This is a genomic window from Microbacterium sp. ZW T5_56, from assembly GCF_044987425.1.
Lineage (GTDB): Bacteria > Actinomycetota > Actinomycetes > Actinomycetales > Microbacteriaceae > Microbacterium.
The window spans coordinates 28,834-43,303 of record NZ_JBJDRI010000029.1 but is presented as its reverse complement, the minus strand read 5'-3'; the positions used below and the strand labels follow the sequence as shown (position 1 = coordinate 43,303).

General features: G+C 68.5%; 8 protein-coding genes. 6 read left to right on the top strand and 2 right to left on the bottom strand.

Annotated elements, in window-relative coordinates; genetic code table 11:
- Positions 1 to 14 precede the first annotated feature (14 nt).
- Both hutU and hutI read left to right on the top strand, forming a co-directional pair.
- Entirely contained in the window at positions 15 to 1,679 is a 1,665-nt protein-coding gene (gene hutU, locus ACI3KU_RS14000; protein WP_404922917.1) for a urocanate hydratase, read from the top strand.
- Positions 1,676 to 2,830: an imidazolonepropionase gene (hutI, locus tag ACI3KU_RS13995; protein ID WP_404922916.1), complete on the top strand. Its 1,155-nt coding sequence runs from the start codon at positions 1,676 to 1,678 to the stop codon at positions 2,828 to 2,830. The genes hutU and hutI overlap by 4 nt, the downstream gene beginning before the upstream one ends.
- Before the next feature lie 25 nt (positions 2,831 to 2,855).
- Here the strand turns inward: hutI and ACI3KU_RS13990 are convergent, their stop codons facing one another.
- Positions 2,856 to 3,833 carry a LacI family DNA-binding transcriptional regulator gene (locus ACI3KU_RS13990; RefSeq protein WP_404922915.1) on the bottom strand — a complete coding sequence of 326 codons (978 nt, stop codon included), beginning with the start codon at positions 3,831 to 3,833 and terminating at the stop codon, positions 2,856 to 2,858.
- A 108-nt stretch (positions 3,834 to 3,941) separates the two neighbouring features.
- Here ACI3KU_RS13990 and ACI3KU_RS13985 point away from each other — a divergent pair, with 108 nt between their 5' ends.
- Genes ACI3KU_RS13985 through ACI3KU_RS13970 form a run of 4 tightly spaced genes read left to right on the top strand, consistent with a single transcriptional unit; the run spans position 3,942 to position 13,558 of the window.
- Positions 3,942 to 5,270 (top strand): MFS transporter, encoded by a 1,329-nt coding sequence (locus tag ACI3KU_RS13985; protein WP_404922914.1) that lies wholly within the window; start codon positions 3,942 to 3,944, stop codon positions 5,268 to 5,270.
- A 19-nt stretch (positions 5,271 to 5,289) separates the two neighbouring features.
- A complete protein-coding gene (locus tag ACI3KU_RS13980; protein WP_404922913.1) occupies positions 5,290 to 10,329 on the top strand; it encodes a family 78 glycoside hydrolase catalytic domain in 5,040 nt (1,679 codons plus the stop codon).
- Positions 10,330 to 10,352: 23 nt separating this feature from the next.
- On the top strand, positions 10,353 to 12,659 hold the full coding sequence (locus ACI3KU_RS13975; protein WP_404922912.1) for a family 78 glycoside hydrolase catalytic domain: 2,307 nt from the start codon (positions 10,353 to 10,355) through the stop codon (positions 12,657 to 12,659).
- A complete protein-coding gene (locus ACI3KU_RS13970; protein ID WP_404922911.1) occupies positions 12,656 to 13,558 on the top strand; it encodes an alpha/beta hydrolase fold domain-containing protein in 903 nt (300 codons plus the stop codon). The genes ACI3KU_RS13975 and ACI3KU_RS13970 overlap by 4 nt, the downstream gene beginning before the upstream one ends.
- On the opposite strand, the gene ACI3KU_RS13965 is transcribed toward ACI3KU_RS13970, so the two are convergent.
- The gene (locus ACI3KU_RS13965; RefSeq protein ID WP_404922910.1) at positions 13,547 to 14,464 is read right to left on the bottom strand and encodes an aminoglycoside phosphotransferase family protein; all 918 of its coding nucleotides are present in this window, start codon (positions 14,462 to 14,464) and stop codon (positions 13,547 to 13,549) included. The two genes, ACI3KU_RS13970 and ACI3KU_RS13965, sit on opposite strands and share 12 nt — an antisense overlap.
- Positions 14,465 to 14,470 lie beyond the last annotated feature (6 nt).

Sequence of the window (14,470 nt, the reverse complement as noted above, 5' to 3'; positions counted from 1 at the left end):
CGAAGGAGCTGTCGATGTCGACGCATGAACCCCGCACCGTCCGCGCCGCGCGCGGAGCTGAGCGCACCGCGAAGTCCTGGGGTGCTGAGGCCGCCAAACGCATGCTGATGAACAACCTCGATCCCGAGGTGGCTGAGCACCCCGAAGACCTCGTCGTCTACGGCGGCACCGGTCGCGCCGCCCGCAGCTGGGCGGCGTTCGATGCGATCGTTCGCACGCTGGACGAGATGGATGCCGACGAGACGCTGCTGGTGCAGTCCGGCAAGCCGGTCGGCGTGTTCCGCACCCACGAATGGGCGCCGCGCGTGCTGATCGCCAACTCCAACCTCGTGGGCGACTGGGCCACGTGGCCCGAGTTTCGCCGCCTCGAGGCGCTGGGGCTGACGATGTACGGCCAGATGACCGCCGGATCATGGATCTACATCGGTACACAGGGCATCCTGCAGGGGACGTACGAGACCTTCGCCGCGGTGGCCGCATCGCTCGGACGCGACTCGCTGTCCGGCACGCTCACCCTCACCGGCGGCGCGGGCGGCATGGGTGGGGCGCAGCCCCTCGCCGTGACCCTCAACGGCGGCACGGTGCTCATCGTCGATGTCGATGAGACGCGCCTGGCTCGCCGGGTGGAGCACGGCTACCTCGACGAGTACACCGCCGACCTGGACGCCGCGATCGACCGTGTGGTCGCGGCGAAGGAGGCCGGTGAGGCGCTGTCCGTCGGCGTCGTCGGCAACGCCGCCGAGGTGTTCCCCGAGCTGCTGCGCCGCGGTGTGCCGATCGACATCGTCACCGACCAGACCAGCGCGCACGATCCGCTGGCCTACCTCCCGATCGGTGTCAGCGTCGCGGATTGGAAGGCGCAGGCGGAAGCCGACCCGGACGGCTTCACGCGCCGTTCGCGGGAGTCGATGGCCGCGCACGTGACGGCCATGGTGGAGTTCCAGGACGCGGGGGCTGCGGTCTTCGACTACGGCAACTCGATCCGGCGCGAGGCCGAACTCGGAGGCTATGAGCGCGCCTTCGCCTTCCCGGGGTTCGTTCCCGCGTACATCCGCCCGCTGTTCGAAGAGGGCAAGGGGCCGTTCCGCTGGGTGGCGCTGTCGGGAGACCCGGAGGACATCGCCAAGACAGACCGAGCCGTCGCCGAGCTGTTCCCGGACGACGCGCACCTGCAGCGGTGGCTGAAGCAGGCGGGGGAGAAGGTGCACTTCGAGGGACTTCCCGCCCGCATCTGCTGGCTGGGCTACAAGGAGCGCCACCTCGCCGGCTTGAAGTTCAACGAGATGGTGGCATCCGGTGAGCTGTCCGGTCCGATCGTCATCGGGCGAGACCACCTGGATTCCGGGTCGGTGGCAAGTCCGTACCGTGAGACGGAGTCCATGAAGGACGGATCGGATGCGATCGCCGATTGGCCGCTGCTGAACGCGCTGCTCAACACCGCCTCTGGTGCGTCGTGGGTCTCGCTGCATCACGGCGGAGGTGTCGGCATCGGTCGATCGATCCACGCTGGTCAGGTCACGGTCGCCGACGGCACCGCGCTGGCGGCGGAGAAGATCGAGCGCGTGCTCACCAACGATCCGGGCACCGGTGTCATGCGCCACGTGGACGCCGGCTACGAGCACGCGGCCGACGTCGCGCGCGAGCGCGGTCTCACCATCCCGATGCTGGACGCGCAATGACCTCGCTCCTCGTCACCGGCATCGGGGAGCTGACCACCAACGTCCCCGATGTCGGCGCGGACGCACTCGGCACGCTGCGGGATGCGGCCGTGGTGATCGATGACGGGTGGGTGGCGTGGATCGGTTCGGCGAGTTCCGCACCCGCCGCCGACAGCTCGCGTGATGTCGACGGTGCGGCGGTCATCCCTGGCTTCGTCGACAGTCACACGCACACCGTGTTCGCCGGAGACCGGGCCGTGGAGTTCGCCGCGCGGATGACAGGAACCCCGTATGCCGCCGGCGGCATACGCACCACGGTGGCCGCGACTCGCGCCGCCACGGATGATGAGCTTCGGGCTCGGCTGCATTCACTGCGGGCCGAGAGTCGGGCGCAGGGCACCACCACCCAGGAGGTGAAGACCGGATACGGCTTGGACGTCGAGACGGAGACGCGCCTCGCCCGTATCGCCGCCGAGGTCACCGCCGAGGTCACGTTCCTCGGCGCGCACGTGGTGCCTGCCGAATACGCCGATGACCGCGCCGCGTATGTGGCGCTGGTGACCGGCCAGATGCTGGCCGCGGTGCGTCCGTTCGCCCGCTGGATCGATGTGTTCTGCGAGCGGGGAGCGTTCGACCCCGACGAATCGCGCATGGTGTTGCAGGCGGGGATCGCGGCGGGACTTCTCCCGCGCGTGCACGGCAATCAGCTCGGTGAAGGGGCGGGCGTGCAGCTCGCGGTCGAGGTCGGCGCTGCCAGTGTTGATCACTGCACCTACCTCAGCGATGCCGACGTGGACGCGCTGTCCGCGTCCGACACGGTGGCAACGCTGCTGCCCGGTGTGGAGTTCTCGACCAAACATCCGTATCCGTCCGCGCGGCGACTGCTGGAGGCCGGCGTCACCGTGGCGCTGGCCAGCGATTGCAATCCCGGCACGAGTTTCACCACGTCCATGCCGCTGATGGTGGCGCTCGCGGTGCGGGAGATGGGGATGAGTCCTGACGAGGCGGTGTGGGCCGCCACCGCGGGTGGCGCCCGTGCGCTGCGTCGTGACGACGTCGGTGTCCTGCGTGTAGGCGCGCGCGGCGATCTCGCGATCCTGGATGCCCCGAGCCGCATCCACCTGGCCTACCGTCCCGGCGTTCCGCTGGTGTCGGAGGTCATCGGCGGCTGACTCGCGTTCATCCCGCCGAGGAGCCTCAGGTGGTCTCCCGGACGATGAGCCGCGCCTCGGTCTCCGGCCCCGCCACCGGGGGCGGGCCATCGTTCACCGCGCTGAGTGCGAGGGCGGCGAGGTAGCGACCGAGCCCCGCGTTGTCGACGCGCACGGTGGACAGTGCGGGGGTCAGCAGGCGCGCCAGCGGCGTGTCGTCATGACCGACGATCGCGAGCGTGCCGGGTACGGCGACATCCGCGCGCAGCGCTGCCTGCAGGACCAGAGCCGCGATGTCATCGTTGTACGCGACGACGGCATCTACCCCGTCATGCACCCACCGCTCCACGGCATCGGAAGCAGTCGTCTCGTCGAGGTTGCTCGCGTGTGCGAAGTCCTCGCCGGTGGCGGCGCGCAGAGTCGCCGCTGCCAGCTCCTGTCGCTCGGCGACGAGTTTGGCTAGGCGTCGATCACCGGAGCCAGCGAAGGCGATGCGGTGCTGCCCCCGTGCGAGGAGGTGTTCCACCTGCAGGCGCGGTCCATCCGCGAATCCGAGGGAGTCTGCGTCGTCGCTGGCGGCGGCGGGGGGAAAGATGTGCTCGACTCCGCCGGCGCGCATCTCGGCCAACTGCTCGGGGGTGAACGGCTCCATGCCGAGGATGACGTCCGGACGCAGCGTTTCCCAGAGCGGCCGAGCTTGACCGCCCGGATGGGGCGTCATCGTCACCAGCGAGTACCCGGCTTCATCCAACGCCAGCGATGCCTCGTCGAGGTGCGTGCGCATGCTGTAGTCCAGCGGCCAGTCCGGCAGGACGAGCAGGATGATGCGGGATCGACCGCTGGCGAGTGCTTGCGCTGCGCTGTTCGCCCGGTAGCCCAGGCGCTTCGCTTCGGCCAGCACACGCGTTCGGGTGGGTTCGGGGATGCTCTGACCGGGTGTGTCGTTGAGCACGAACCCGACCGTCGCGCGAGACAGGCCCACGGCGCGCGCGACGTCCGCCGCGGTCACCCGTTTGGTCGCCATGATCCTCCTGGATTCGAACGATGCACTTGCGCGCGCTAGTAAAAGTACCGTAGCATCCGGATCAGTCACTAGCGCGTGCTAGTTGTCCGTCGACACTGGAGTCCTCACATGCCACCCATCAATGATGAGCCGGTCCGCACCCCCGCCGCGGGGAACAGCCCCCTTGCCGCAGCCGCGGTCGCCGACTCCATCGAGAACGCAGCCGAACCGCCCCGCGTCAGTGGTCGCTACATCTGGTTCATGGTGCTCGCGCAGTTCGGCGTCTTCATGGCGTTCATCACCCCGCTGGCGATCTCGCTCACCATTCGCGTCAACACGCTGGCACCCGGTCACCCCGAGTACCTCGGTTTCATCACCGGAGCCGGTGCGCTCTTCGTGATGCTCACCTCGCCGTTCATGGGCATCTGGAGCGACCGCACGCGCACCCGAATCGGACGGCGCCGGCCGTTCATGATCGGCGGGATGATCATCGGCGTCATCTCCCTCGTGGTGATGGCGATGGCCCCCAATGTCATGCTGGTGGGCTTCGGCTGGATCCTCGCGCAGTGGGGCTGGGGAACCACCCTGTCGAACCTGCAGATCTCGACCGCCGATCGACTTCCGGAAGCGCAGCGCGGCAAGGTCGCCGGTCTCACGAGCTTCGCGACCCAGATCGCGCCGGTGTTCGGTGTCGTCCTCGCGCAGTTCTTCACGGGCGATCCGCTGCTGCTGTTCCTCGTCCCGGGCGCGGTGGGTGTGCTGTTCGTGGTGCTGTTCGTCACGCTCGTGCACGAGGATGACTCTCGCGGCCTGGCGAAGGAGCCGCTCACCGTCGGTCAGCTGCTGGCGAAGTACCTGTACAACCCGCGCAAGTACCCCGACTTCTCCTGGAACTGGCTTGGTCGCTTCTTCTTCTACACCGGCATCACCCTCAACACCACGTACACCGCCTACTTCTTCGCCGATCGCCTCGGCATCGCCGTGGAGGCGGTCGCCGGCATTATCGCCTCGCTGAGCCTCGGTGGCATCCTCGCTGTCACCCTCGGCGCGCTCGGCGGCGGATTCCTGTCGGACCGGCTCAAGCGTCGGCGACTGTTCGTGCTGCTCGGCGGTCTGATCATGGCGGCGGGCATGCTGATGCAGGCGTTCGCATCGGACCTGGTGATGCTCGTCGCGGGCTCCTTGCTGAGCTCTATCGGTCTCGGTCTCTTCGCCGCGGTTGACCAGGCGCTGCTGCTAGACGTGCTGCCGGAACGAGAGACGGACGCCGGGCGCTTCATGGGAATCACCGGTTTCGCGACGTCGATCCCGCAGTCCCTCGCGCCCCTCGCCGCCTCCGGCATCCTCCTCGTCGGTGTCACCGGGGCCGACCGCAACTACACCCTGTTGTTCATCGTGGCCGCTGTGGCCGTCATCCTCGCGGGCTCCGTCGTCCTGCGCATCCGCTCCGTTCGCTGATCACCGAAAGGCCATCTCGATGTCTGTTCACGTCACCCCTGTCCGATTCGAACACCACCGCCACGCCGTCGGGATCGGGCAGTCCCGCCCACGGCTGTCGTGGACCACCACTGCCCCCGGCGATTGGGTGCAGAGCGCCTACGAGGTGCAGCAGCGCGGCGGCGACGTCGTCCGTATCGCCTCCGCTGACTCCGTGCTGGTGGCGTGGCCGTTCGCCGACCTCGCCTCCCGCGAGCGTCGGGAGGTTCGCGTTCGGGTCTTCAATGACGGGGCAGAGGCGAGCGAGTGGAGCGAGTGGTCGGTCGTGGAGGCCGGGCTCCTCAGCGCGAGCGACTGGTCGGCTCAGTTCGTCGGCCCCGCGGAGGACGCGATCGCCTCTCCGCGGGTGCGGACTGAGTTCGCCGCCCAGCATGGCGAGATCCTGCGGGCGCGTCTTTACGCCACCGGCCACGGCCTGTTTCAGCTGGAGATCAACGGCGAGCGTGTCGGTGACGATGAGTTCGCGCCTGGATGGAGCGCATATGAGTCCCGCCTGAGGTACGTCACCTACGACGTGACCCGGATGCTGGCATCGGGCCAGAACGTCGTCGGCGCGTGGCTGGGTGATGGCTGGTGGCGTGGCTACCTGGGCTGGGGCGATAAGAAGGCGCTGTACGGTTCGCAGCTGAGCCTGCTGGCACAGCTGGAGATCGAGTACGCCGACGGCACCGTGCAGACGGTGGCCACGGGCCCCGAGTGGACGGCTGGCCCGGGCCCGATCATGACCGCCGACATCTACAACGGCGAGACCTTCGACGCGCGGCTGCACGATCCATCGTGGTGCCGCCCCGGGGCTGACACCGCCGAATGGAACCCTGTCGTCATTCGAGAGCGCGGGGACGCCGAACTCGTGGCCCCCGACGGCCCGCCGGTGCGCGTCGTCGAGACCCGTGCCGTGCAACAGGTGCTTACCTCGCCGTCCGGCGCGACCATCCTCGACTTCGGCCAGAACCTGGTGGGTCGCCTGCGGCTGACCGTGTCCGGCGAGGCGGGCACGAGCATCACACTGCGCCACGCCGAAGTGCTGGAGCACGGCGAGCTGGCCACGGGGCCGCTGCGCGCCGCGAAGGCGACCGACGTCTACGTGCTCGGTGGCGGAGACGCGCAGACCTGGGCGCCGCGCTTCACCTTCCACGGCTTCCGCTACGCGGAGGTCACCGGGTGGCCTGGTTCGTTCGATCCGGACGCTGTCGTCGCCGAGGTGCTGCACTCCGACCTGGAGCGCACCGGATGGTTCGAGACCGACGACGAGTTGGTGGCTCGACTGCACGACAACGTGGTGTGGGGCATGCGCGGCAACTTCGTCGACGTCCCCACTGACTGCCCGCAGCGTGACGAGCGGCTGGGGTGGACAGGTGACCTGCAGATCTTCGCTCCGACGGCGAGCTACCTCTACAACTCCGCGGGATTCCTCAGCTCCTGGCTGAAGGACCTGGCCGCCGAGCAACGGCACTACGGCGGAACCCCGATGGTGGTCCCCGCGATCGTCACCGGATACACCGGCCCCACTGCGGGCTGGGCAGACGCCGCCACGGTCGTCCCCTGGGTGCTGTACCAGGCGTATGGCGACCTCGGAGTGCTGGACCAGCAGTTCGACAGCATGCGTTCGTGGGTGGACGAGGTGACGGCTGCTGCCGGCGCCGATCGCATCTGGAGCGCGGGATTCCAGTTCGGCGACTGGCTGGATCCCGCCGCGCCGGCGAATCGTCCCGAGCAGGCGCAGACCTATCCTGAGATCGTCGCGACGGCCTACTTCGCACGCTCCGCGCGGATCGTCGCCGATGCGGCGGCGCTCCTCGGTCGCGAGGAAGATGCCCGCACATACGCGGCGCTCGCGGACGACGTGAGGACCGCATTCCAGCGCGAATATGTGTCGCGCTCCGGTCGGCTGCTCTCCGACTCGGCCACCGCTTACGCTCTCGCCCTGGCGTTCGATCTGCTGGACGAAGCCGATGAGCGCCAGCACGCGGCCGACCGACTGGCCGAGATCGTCGCCGCGAACGGGTACCGGATCGCCACCGGGTTCATTGGAACCCCGATCATCACCGACGCGCTGAGCGCCAACGGGCACGTGGATGTCGCTTACCGTCTGCTGATGCAGACCGAGGCGCCGTCCTGGCTCTACGCCGTGACCCATGGAGCCACGACCATCTGGGAGCGATGGGACTCACTGCTTCCGGACGGAACGGTGAACCCCAGCGGGATGACGTCCTTCAACCATTACGCGTTCGGGGCGGTGGCCGACTGGATGCATCGTGTGGTGGCCGGCCTTGCACCCGCGGCCCCCGGATATCGTTCGCTGCGCATCGCTCCGCAACCTCCACGGCGGGGACTGACGAGGGCTGCTGCCACGCTTCGAACGCCGTATGGCACCGCTTCGGCGGGGTGGGTTCTGAATGACGGGCTCGTGAGCGTCCGTGCGACGGTGCCGATCGGCACCACCGCGGAGATCGTTCTCCCATCCGGTGCGGTGTTCGCGGTCGGACCGGGCGAACACGAACACGCGGAGCCGTTCGCAGTGGATGCGGTCGTCGCCCGCGTCTTCACCGTGGACTCGCGGATGGCCGACATCGTCGACGACAAGGATGCGCTTGCAATTCTCACCGGTGTGATCGGCAAATGGGTGCCGGGTGCCGCGGAGCACATGTCGGGTGGCCTCCGGGGGCAGGAGGACACCACAGCGCGGCAGATCACCGGAATGCTCCCCGACCCCGCCGCCGTGCTCTCCGACCTGGAGCGCGGATTCGCAGCGCTCACCGCGGGCGTCGATATCCCCGCCGACATCTTCGTGGTCGCGCAGGACGACACCGATCCGAGCTTCGTGGAGCGCGTCGCCCTGTTGTCCGGGCGCGATTTCTGGTCCACGCGCGAGACGGAAGGGGTGTCGTCCATGGTGATGGTGGACGGTCCGCACGGGGTGCGTCGTCAGAAGGACACGGCCGACCACCTCGGGATCTACGAATCTGTGCCGGCCACGTGCTTCCCGACGGGGGCCGCCCTCGGCTCCAGCTGGGACCCTGAGCTGATTCGCGAGGTCGGCGTGGCGCTCGGCGCCGAAGCACGTGCCCTCGGCGTGAACATGTTGCTCGGCCCCGCGATCAACATCAAGCGCTCACCCCTCGGTGGGCGCAACTTCGAGTATCTCGCCGAGGATCCGCACCTGGCCGGGGTGCTGGCCACCGAGTATGTGCACGGCGTGCAGTCGACCGGTGTGGGTACCTCGGTGAAGCACTTCGCGGTGAACAGCCAGGAGACCGATCGGATGCGGGTGAGCGCCGAGGTCGATGATCGCGCGCTGCGGGAGATCTACCTGCCCGCCTTCGAGCGCGTGGTCACCGAGGCATCGCCCACCAGCGTGATGAGCGCCTACAACGCGATCAACGGTGTCTTCGCCTCGGAGAACGCCTGGCTGCTCACCGATCTGCTCCGCGGCGAGTGGGGTTTCGATGGCGCAGTCGTCTCCGACTGGGGCGCGATCAAGGATCGCGTCGTGGCGCTCGCGGCCGGTCTGGACCTGGAGATGCCCGGGACGGGCGACGAAGGGACGACGGCGATCCTGGCCGCCGTGCGAGATGGGCGTCTGGATCCGGCCGTCGTGGAACGCGCGATCTCTCGCGTGACGACGCTGGTCGAGCGCACGACCCTGCCGGAGCAGTCTGCGGAGATCGACGCCGATGAGCATCACGCCCTTGCACGTCGAGCGGCTGCGGGCTCCGTCGTGCTGCTGCGCAACGAGAACGATGCGCTGCCGGTGCGGGCGGGGGAGCGCGTCGCTGTGCTCGGCGTGCTTGCCGTCGAGCCGCAGTTCCAGGGTGGCGGAAGTTCACACGTCAACCCCACCCGCGTCGACATCCCGTTGGATGAGCTTCGTCAGCTGCTGGGCGCGAACGCCGTGTCCTACGCCCCGGGGTATGGAGATGCCACTCGCGTCCAGCAGCTGAGGGACGAAGCCGTGGCTGCCGCGGAGGCAGCCGACGTCGCGGTGATCTTCGTCGGGCTCTCCGAGACGGAGCAGTCCGAGGGGTTCGATCGGACGGATCTCGACCTTCGTGCCGATCAGGTGGCGCTCATCGAGGCCGTCGCCGGTCGGGCGGGTCGGACGGTGGTCGTTCTCTCCAACGGTGGCGTCGTGACGCTCGAGCCATGGCACGACCGCGTCGACGCGATCGTGGAGGGCTGGGCTCTCGGGCAGGCCGGCGGTGGGGCGATCGCGGACATCCTGACCGGCCGGGTGAATCCGTCCGGACGTCTGGCCGAATCGATCCCGTTCCGACTGGAAGACACTCCGTCGTTCCTCACCTTCCCCGGTGAGAACGAGACGGTCCGGTACGGCGAGAGCGTCTTCGTCGGCTACCGCTATTACACGACCACTCGGACGGCGGTGCGCTACCCCTTCGGACATGGCCTCAGTTACACGCGGTTCGCGCACGACGCCGTGCAGGTGGAGGTGACCGGCACCGCGAGCGTGACGGTCCGAGTCACCGTGCGCAACGTGGGAGCTGTCGCTGGTGCCGAAGTGGTTCAGCTGTATGTGGCACCGGCACCGTCCGGGGTTCGTCGTCCAGTGCGCGAGCTCGCCGCCTTCCGCAAGGTGTATCTCGAGCCAGGTGAGGAGGCGATCGTCGAGGTGGAACTCGACAGTCGTGCTTTCGCCTTCTGGGACGCGCCGAAGTCGCGCTGGTGGGTGCAGCCCGGAGCCTATCGGATCGAGCTCGCGCGCTCGTCCGCAGAAGTCATCGACAGTGCGGACGCGCTTCTTGACGGCGACGTGGATCGCCCCGGTCCGCTGGGCCTCGACTCCACGGTGGCGGAATGGTTCGGGCACCCGGTCGTGGGACCCGCGCTCACCGCGGCCATGATGGCCGCGGTCCCTGCGGAGCAGCAAGCGGCCGCAGAGGAGAACTCCCACATGCTGCGGATGGTGGAGTCGATGCCGATGGGCCAGTTCGCCCGGTTCCCGGGCGTGGACATCTCCGATGAGGCGCTGCAGCAGCTGGTCGCGCTCAGCCGTCGGCACTGATCCCCCCGATCCGGAGAGATCTCATGACGACAGCAGCAGCCCACGCTCTGGATCGCGCCCACTGGATTCAGGCGCACGAACCGCAGCCGTTCCCCTGGGGCGAGCGGCCCGGCTACGAGTTCCGAACCACCTTTGACCTGACCTCCGCTCCCACGCGTGCGGTTCTCACGGCGACCGCACACGGCATCTATGAGGCGTACCTCAACGACCGGCGCGTCGGTGACCAGGAGCTGACCCCCGGTGCCACCAGCTATCACAAGACGCTCTTCGTCCAGCGCTACGAGGTCGCCGATCTGCTTCGCTCCGGGGCGAACGAGCTTCGATTCGTCGTGACGGACGGCTGGTTCCGCGGCCGGTGCGGTCCCAGCCGGGTCGGGGACAACTACGGCGAGCACACGGCTTTGATCGCCGCTCTCACGGCCGACGAGCGGGAGCGCGTGGTCGTCACCGACGCCACCTGGGAGGTCCGGATCGGCGAGATCGTGACGGCGGACCTGATGGACGGGCAGGCGGTGGATCTCCGACGACGCGACACCGCGGAGTGGGCGCGCACGGTGCTGTCCGATGACCCGTTGACAGCGGACCGCGCGCGCCTGGGATTCTCGCCTGCCCCGCCCGTCCGGAGGGTTCGCGAGTATCCACCCGTTCGGATCATGCGGCTGCCCAGCGGGAGGCAGATCGTCGACTTCGGACAGAACCTCAACGGCTGGGTGCGGTTGCACCACCTTGGCCCAGCAGGCAACACGGTCACGCTGACGCACGGCGAAGCCCTGGATGCTGACGGAGATCTCACACTGGATCACCTGGCGTTCGTGTCGTATCCCGATCCCACACCGCTGCCCACCGGTCAGATCGACCGCGTGATCTCCCGTGGTGACGACAGCGACGTCTTCGACCCCCGCCACACCACGCACGGATTCCGCTACGTCGCGGTGGACGGAGTGGATGCCGATCTCGCCGCCGACGAGATCACGGCGGTCCTGGTGCGTAGTGATCTGCCGCGTACCGGCTCGTTTTCGTCATCCGACGAGCGCGTGAACCGCCTGCACGAGATCGCCGTGGCCAGCTGGGACGCGAACACGTGTGACATCCCCACCGACTGCCCGCAGCGCGAGCGGTGGGGATACACCGGTGATTTCCAGATCTTCGCCCGCGCCGCGGCATTCCTCGATGACATCGAGGGATTCGCGCGGAAATGGCTGGGATCGCTGGCCGACGATCAGCGGGACGACGGCTGTGTGACCAACGTGGCACCGAACAGCGGGGTCGTGATCAACCCCGCGATTCCCTTCTCGTTCGACGGGTCAGCCGGCTGGGGCGATGCCGCCACGATCGTGCCCTGGCAGGTGTATCTGAGCTCGGGCGATCCTGCCGTTCTGGCCGAGGCGCTCCCGATGATGACCCGATGGGTCGACTATGCCGCCGGTGTCGCCGCGACGGCACGGCACAGCACCCGGGCGGAGAGCCGTCCTGATCCGGCTCCGCATGAGCGCTACCTCTGGGACTCCGGGTTCCACTGGGGGGAGTGGCTGGAACCGGACACCACGTTCGATCCGTTCGCCGACCCGGGCATCATCGCCACCGCCTATCTCTTCCGCTCGGCCGTGATCACCAGCCAGGCCGCGGCCGCGCTCGGCGACCACGAAACGGAGAGCGCCTACGCGGCGCTGGCGGCGAACGTCCGCGACGCCTGGCAGACCGAGTTCATCGACTCGACCGGGCGTCTCACGGTCGAGTCCCAGGCGAACTATGCGCGCGCGCTGGCTTTCGATCTCGTGCCGGAGCGTCTCCGGAACGTCGTCGTCGCTCGCCTCGTGGAGCTCATTCGGGACCGTGATACGCATCTGTCCACCGGCTTCCTCAGCACGGCGCTTCTCCTGCCGGTGCTTGCCCAGCACGGCGAGACGGACCTCGCGTATGAGCTGCTGTTGCGGGACGGAGCTCCGGGATGGATGACGATGCTGGATCGCGGTGCCACGACGGTGTGGGAGTCCTGGAACGGCGTGGATGAGGACGGGGTGCCGCACGGTTCCCTCAATCACTACTCGATCGGCGGGGTGATCACGTTCCTGCATGAACACGTCGCGGGAATTCAGGTGGTGGATCCGGGGTACCGGACGTTCGCGGTCACTCCGCGTCCCGGCGGCGGGCTGAGCTCGGCGCGCGCTGAGCTGGTGACGCGCCACGGGCGCATCGTGTCGGCCTGGGAGATCGTGGCGGGTGTCTTCACGCTGTCTGTGACGGTTCCCCCGGGCACCACCGCCACGGTGGTCCTTCCCAGCGGTGCCGAGCACGCGCTGCTCGCGGGAGAGCACGAGTTCCGCGAATGAGCACGCGACCGTCACTGCGCAGCAGGGTGCTGCGGCGCATCGTCTCCGCGATGAAGAACACCGAGCCGATCGAAGCGACGGTCGAGGCAGCCGCTCGCGGCGAAGTCGATGGTCGTCCTGCGCCGCAACCCCCGCGCTCTGCGATGCGCGGCGTCGTCGCGGAGGTGCGGGATCTCGCCGGCACGAACGTGCACGTGCTGCGACCGCGGGCGCGAGAACCACGTTTTGCGGTGCTCTTTCTCCACGGTGGCGGCTACATCGAGGAATCCCACACCGGTGTCTGGCAGCTCGTGACGCGGTTCGTACGCAGGCTCGACGCTGAAGTGTGGGTTCCCGCCTATCGGCTGGCGCCGCGCCAGACCGCGGCCGTGACCGTGCCCCGGATGCGCGACGTGTACGCGGCGGTGCTTGCGCAGTGGTCGAGGGAGCGGATCGCGGTCATCGGGGACTCCGCCGGTGGCGGGCTGGCGCTCGCCGTGGTGCAAGAGGCTCAGGCCGCGGGGGTGAGCGTCCCCGCCCTCCTCGGACTGTTCGCACCGTGGGTCGATCTGCGAATGGAGCGGCCGGAGGAGCGCGATACCCGAGACGATCCGATGCTCGATTACGGCCGATTGTCCGCTGCGGCTCGCGCATACGCCGGCGAGCTGCCGCTGACGGACTCGCGCGTGAGCCCGGTTCTGGGCGATCTCCGCCAGCTGCCGCGCACGTGGGTGATCACCGGCACGGATGACGTGCTGGTGCACCAGAGCCGGGCACTCGTGGCGGCGATGGCGGAGGCGGGGTCCTCCGTCACGTACCTCGAGGACGCACACATGATGCACGTGCACGTCATGCTGCCGATCTCTGAAGGCCGGGCCGCGCTCGCCCGCTTCGAATCGGAGCTCGCTTCACTGGCGTGACGGCTTGAGAGCGTCGTCGATGACGATGGCGGCCGCGCTGATCGCGGTGTGGCCGTCTTCGATGTCCCACAGCGTGTTCTGGAGGAGGCGTGCCGTGGTCCACGCGGCCGCACGGGCACGGTCCAGGCCCAGCATCTCGGTGAGGACGTCGAAGCGTCGTCGCACGATCCGACCCGCGTCGGTGACCGTCTCATCGGCGCTCCACCCGCTGTCGAGAGCGGGCCACAGATCGAACCCGGGGTCACCGACGAGCGGTTCCGGATCGATCGCCAGCCACGGTTCACGATCCGCGGCGAGCACATTGCCGTGATGCAGATCCCAGTGCAGCAGACGGTCGCCGGGTTCGGGGCGGACTTCGGCCATCACCTGCAGCCAGCGATCCACGCGGGAACGATCGTCCTGTGTCAGCAGTCGCAGGGCCCCGGGCACGTTCGCCGTCATCTCGTCGACAACGGCTCCCACCTGCGGGAGCCCGGTGGGCGCGGGTGCGCTGTGGAGGCGCAAGAGGAGAGAGCCCACGATCCGAATCGACTCGTCCTCCGGCGCGCTCTCCAGGCTGCGATCCGCGTGAAGTCGCTCGAGCAGCATCGCGCCGCGGTCCGCGTCGCTGTCCAGAAGCTGCACGCTGCCGCGACCATCCCACCGGGTAAGGCCGAGGATCGCGGCCGTCGTCTCGGTCCGTGGCGGCTGGATCTTCAGCGCGGCGGGCGAATCGTCTGCGCGACGTACCGGCACGACGACCCCTGCTTCGCCCGAGAGGACCGTGCCGTCCGGGCGAAGCTCCCATGCCTCGAGCAGGTCGTGAGTCGTCGCTGACAGCCCGGCCGCCCAGGCGCGAGTCGCTTCGATGTCAAACGCACGGAGGATCTGCGCGGGGATGACGAAGGATCTTGGAGGTTCGGACATGCGATG

What these genes read in the sequence shown, in the direction of transcription:
- ACI3KU_RS13970 (WP_404922911.1), top strand. Translation starts at nt 12,656, where the DNA reads ATGAGCACGCGACCGTCACTGCGCAGCAGGGTGCTGCGGCGCATCGTC.
- ACI3KU_RS13985 (WP_404922914.1), top strand. Translation starts at nt 3,942, where the DNA reads ATGCCACCCATCAATGATGAGCCGGTCCGCACCCCCGCCGCGGGGAAC.
- ACI3KU_RS13965 (WP_404922910.1), bottom strand. Translation starts at nt 14,464, where the DNA reads ATGTCCGAACCTCCAAGATCCTTCGTCATCCCCGCGCAGATCCTCCGT.
- ACI3KU_RS13975 (WP_404922912.1), top strand. Translation starts at nt 10,353, where the DNA reads ATGACGACAGCAGCAGCCCACGCTCTGGATCGCGCCCACTGGATTCAG.
- hutU (WP_404922917.1), top strand. Translation starts at nt 15, where the DNA reads ATGTCGACGCATGAACCCCGCACCGTCCGCGCCGCGCGCGGAGCTGAG.
- ACI3KU_RS13990 (WP_404922915.1), bottom strand. Translation starts at nt 3,833, where the DNA reads ATGGCGACCAAACGGGTGACCGCGGCGGACGTCGCGCGCGCCGTGGGC.
- ACI3KU_RS13980 (WP_404922913.1), top strand. Translation starts at nt 5,290, where the DNA reads ATGTCTGTTCACGTCACCCCTGTCCGATTCGAACACCACCGCCACGCC.
- hutI (WP_404922916.1), top strand. Translation starts at nt 1,676, where the DNA reads ATGACCTCGCTCCTCGTCACCGGCATCGGGGAGCTGACCACCAACGTC.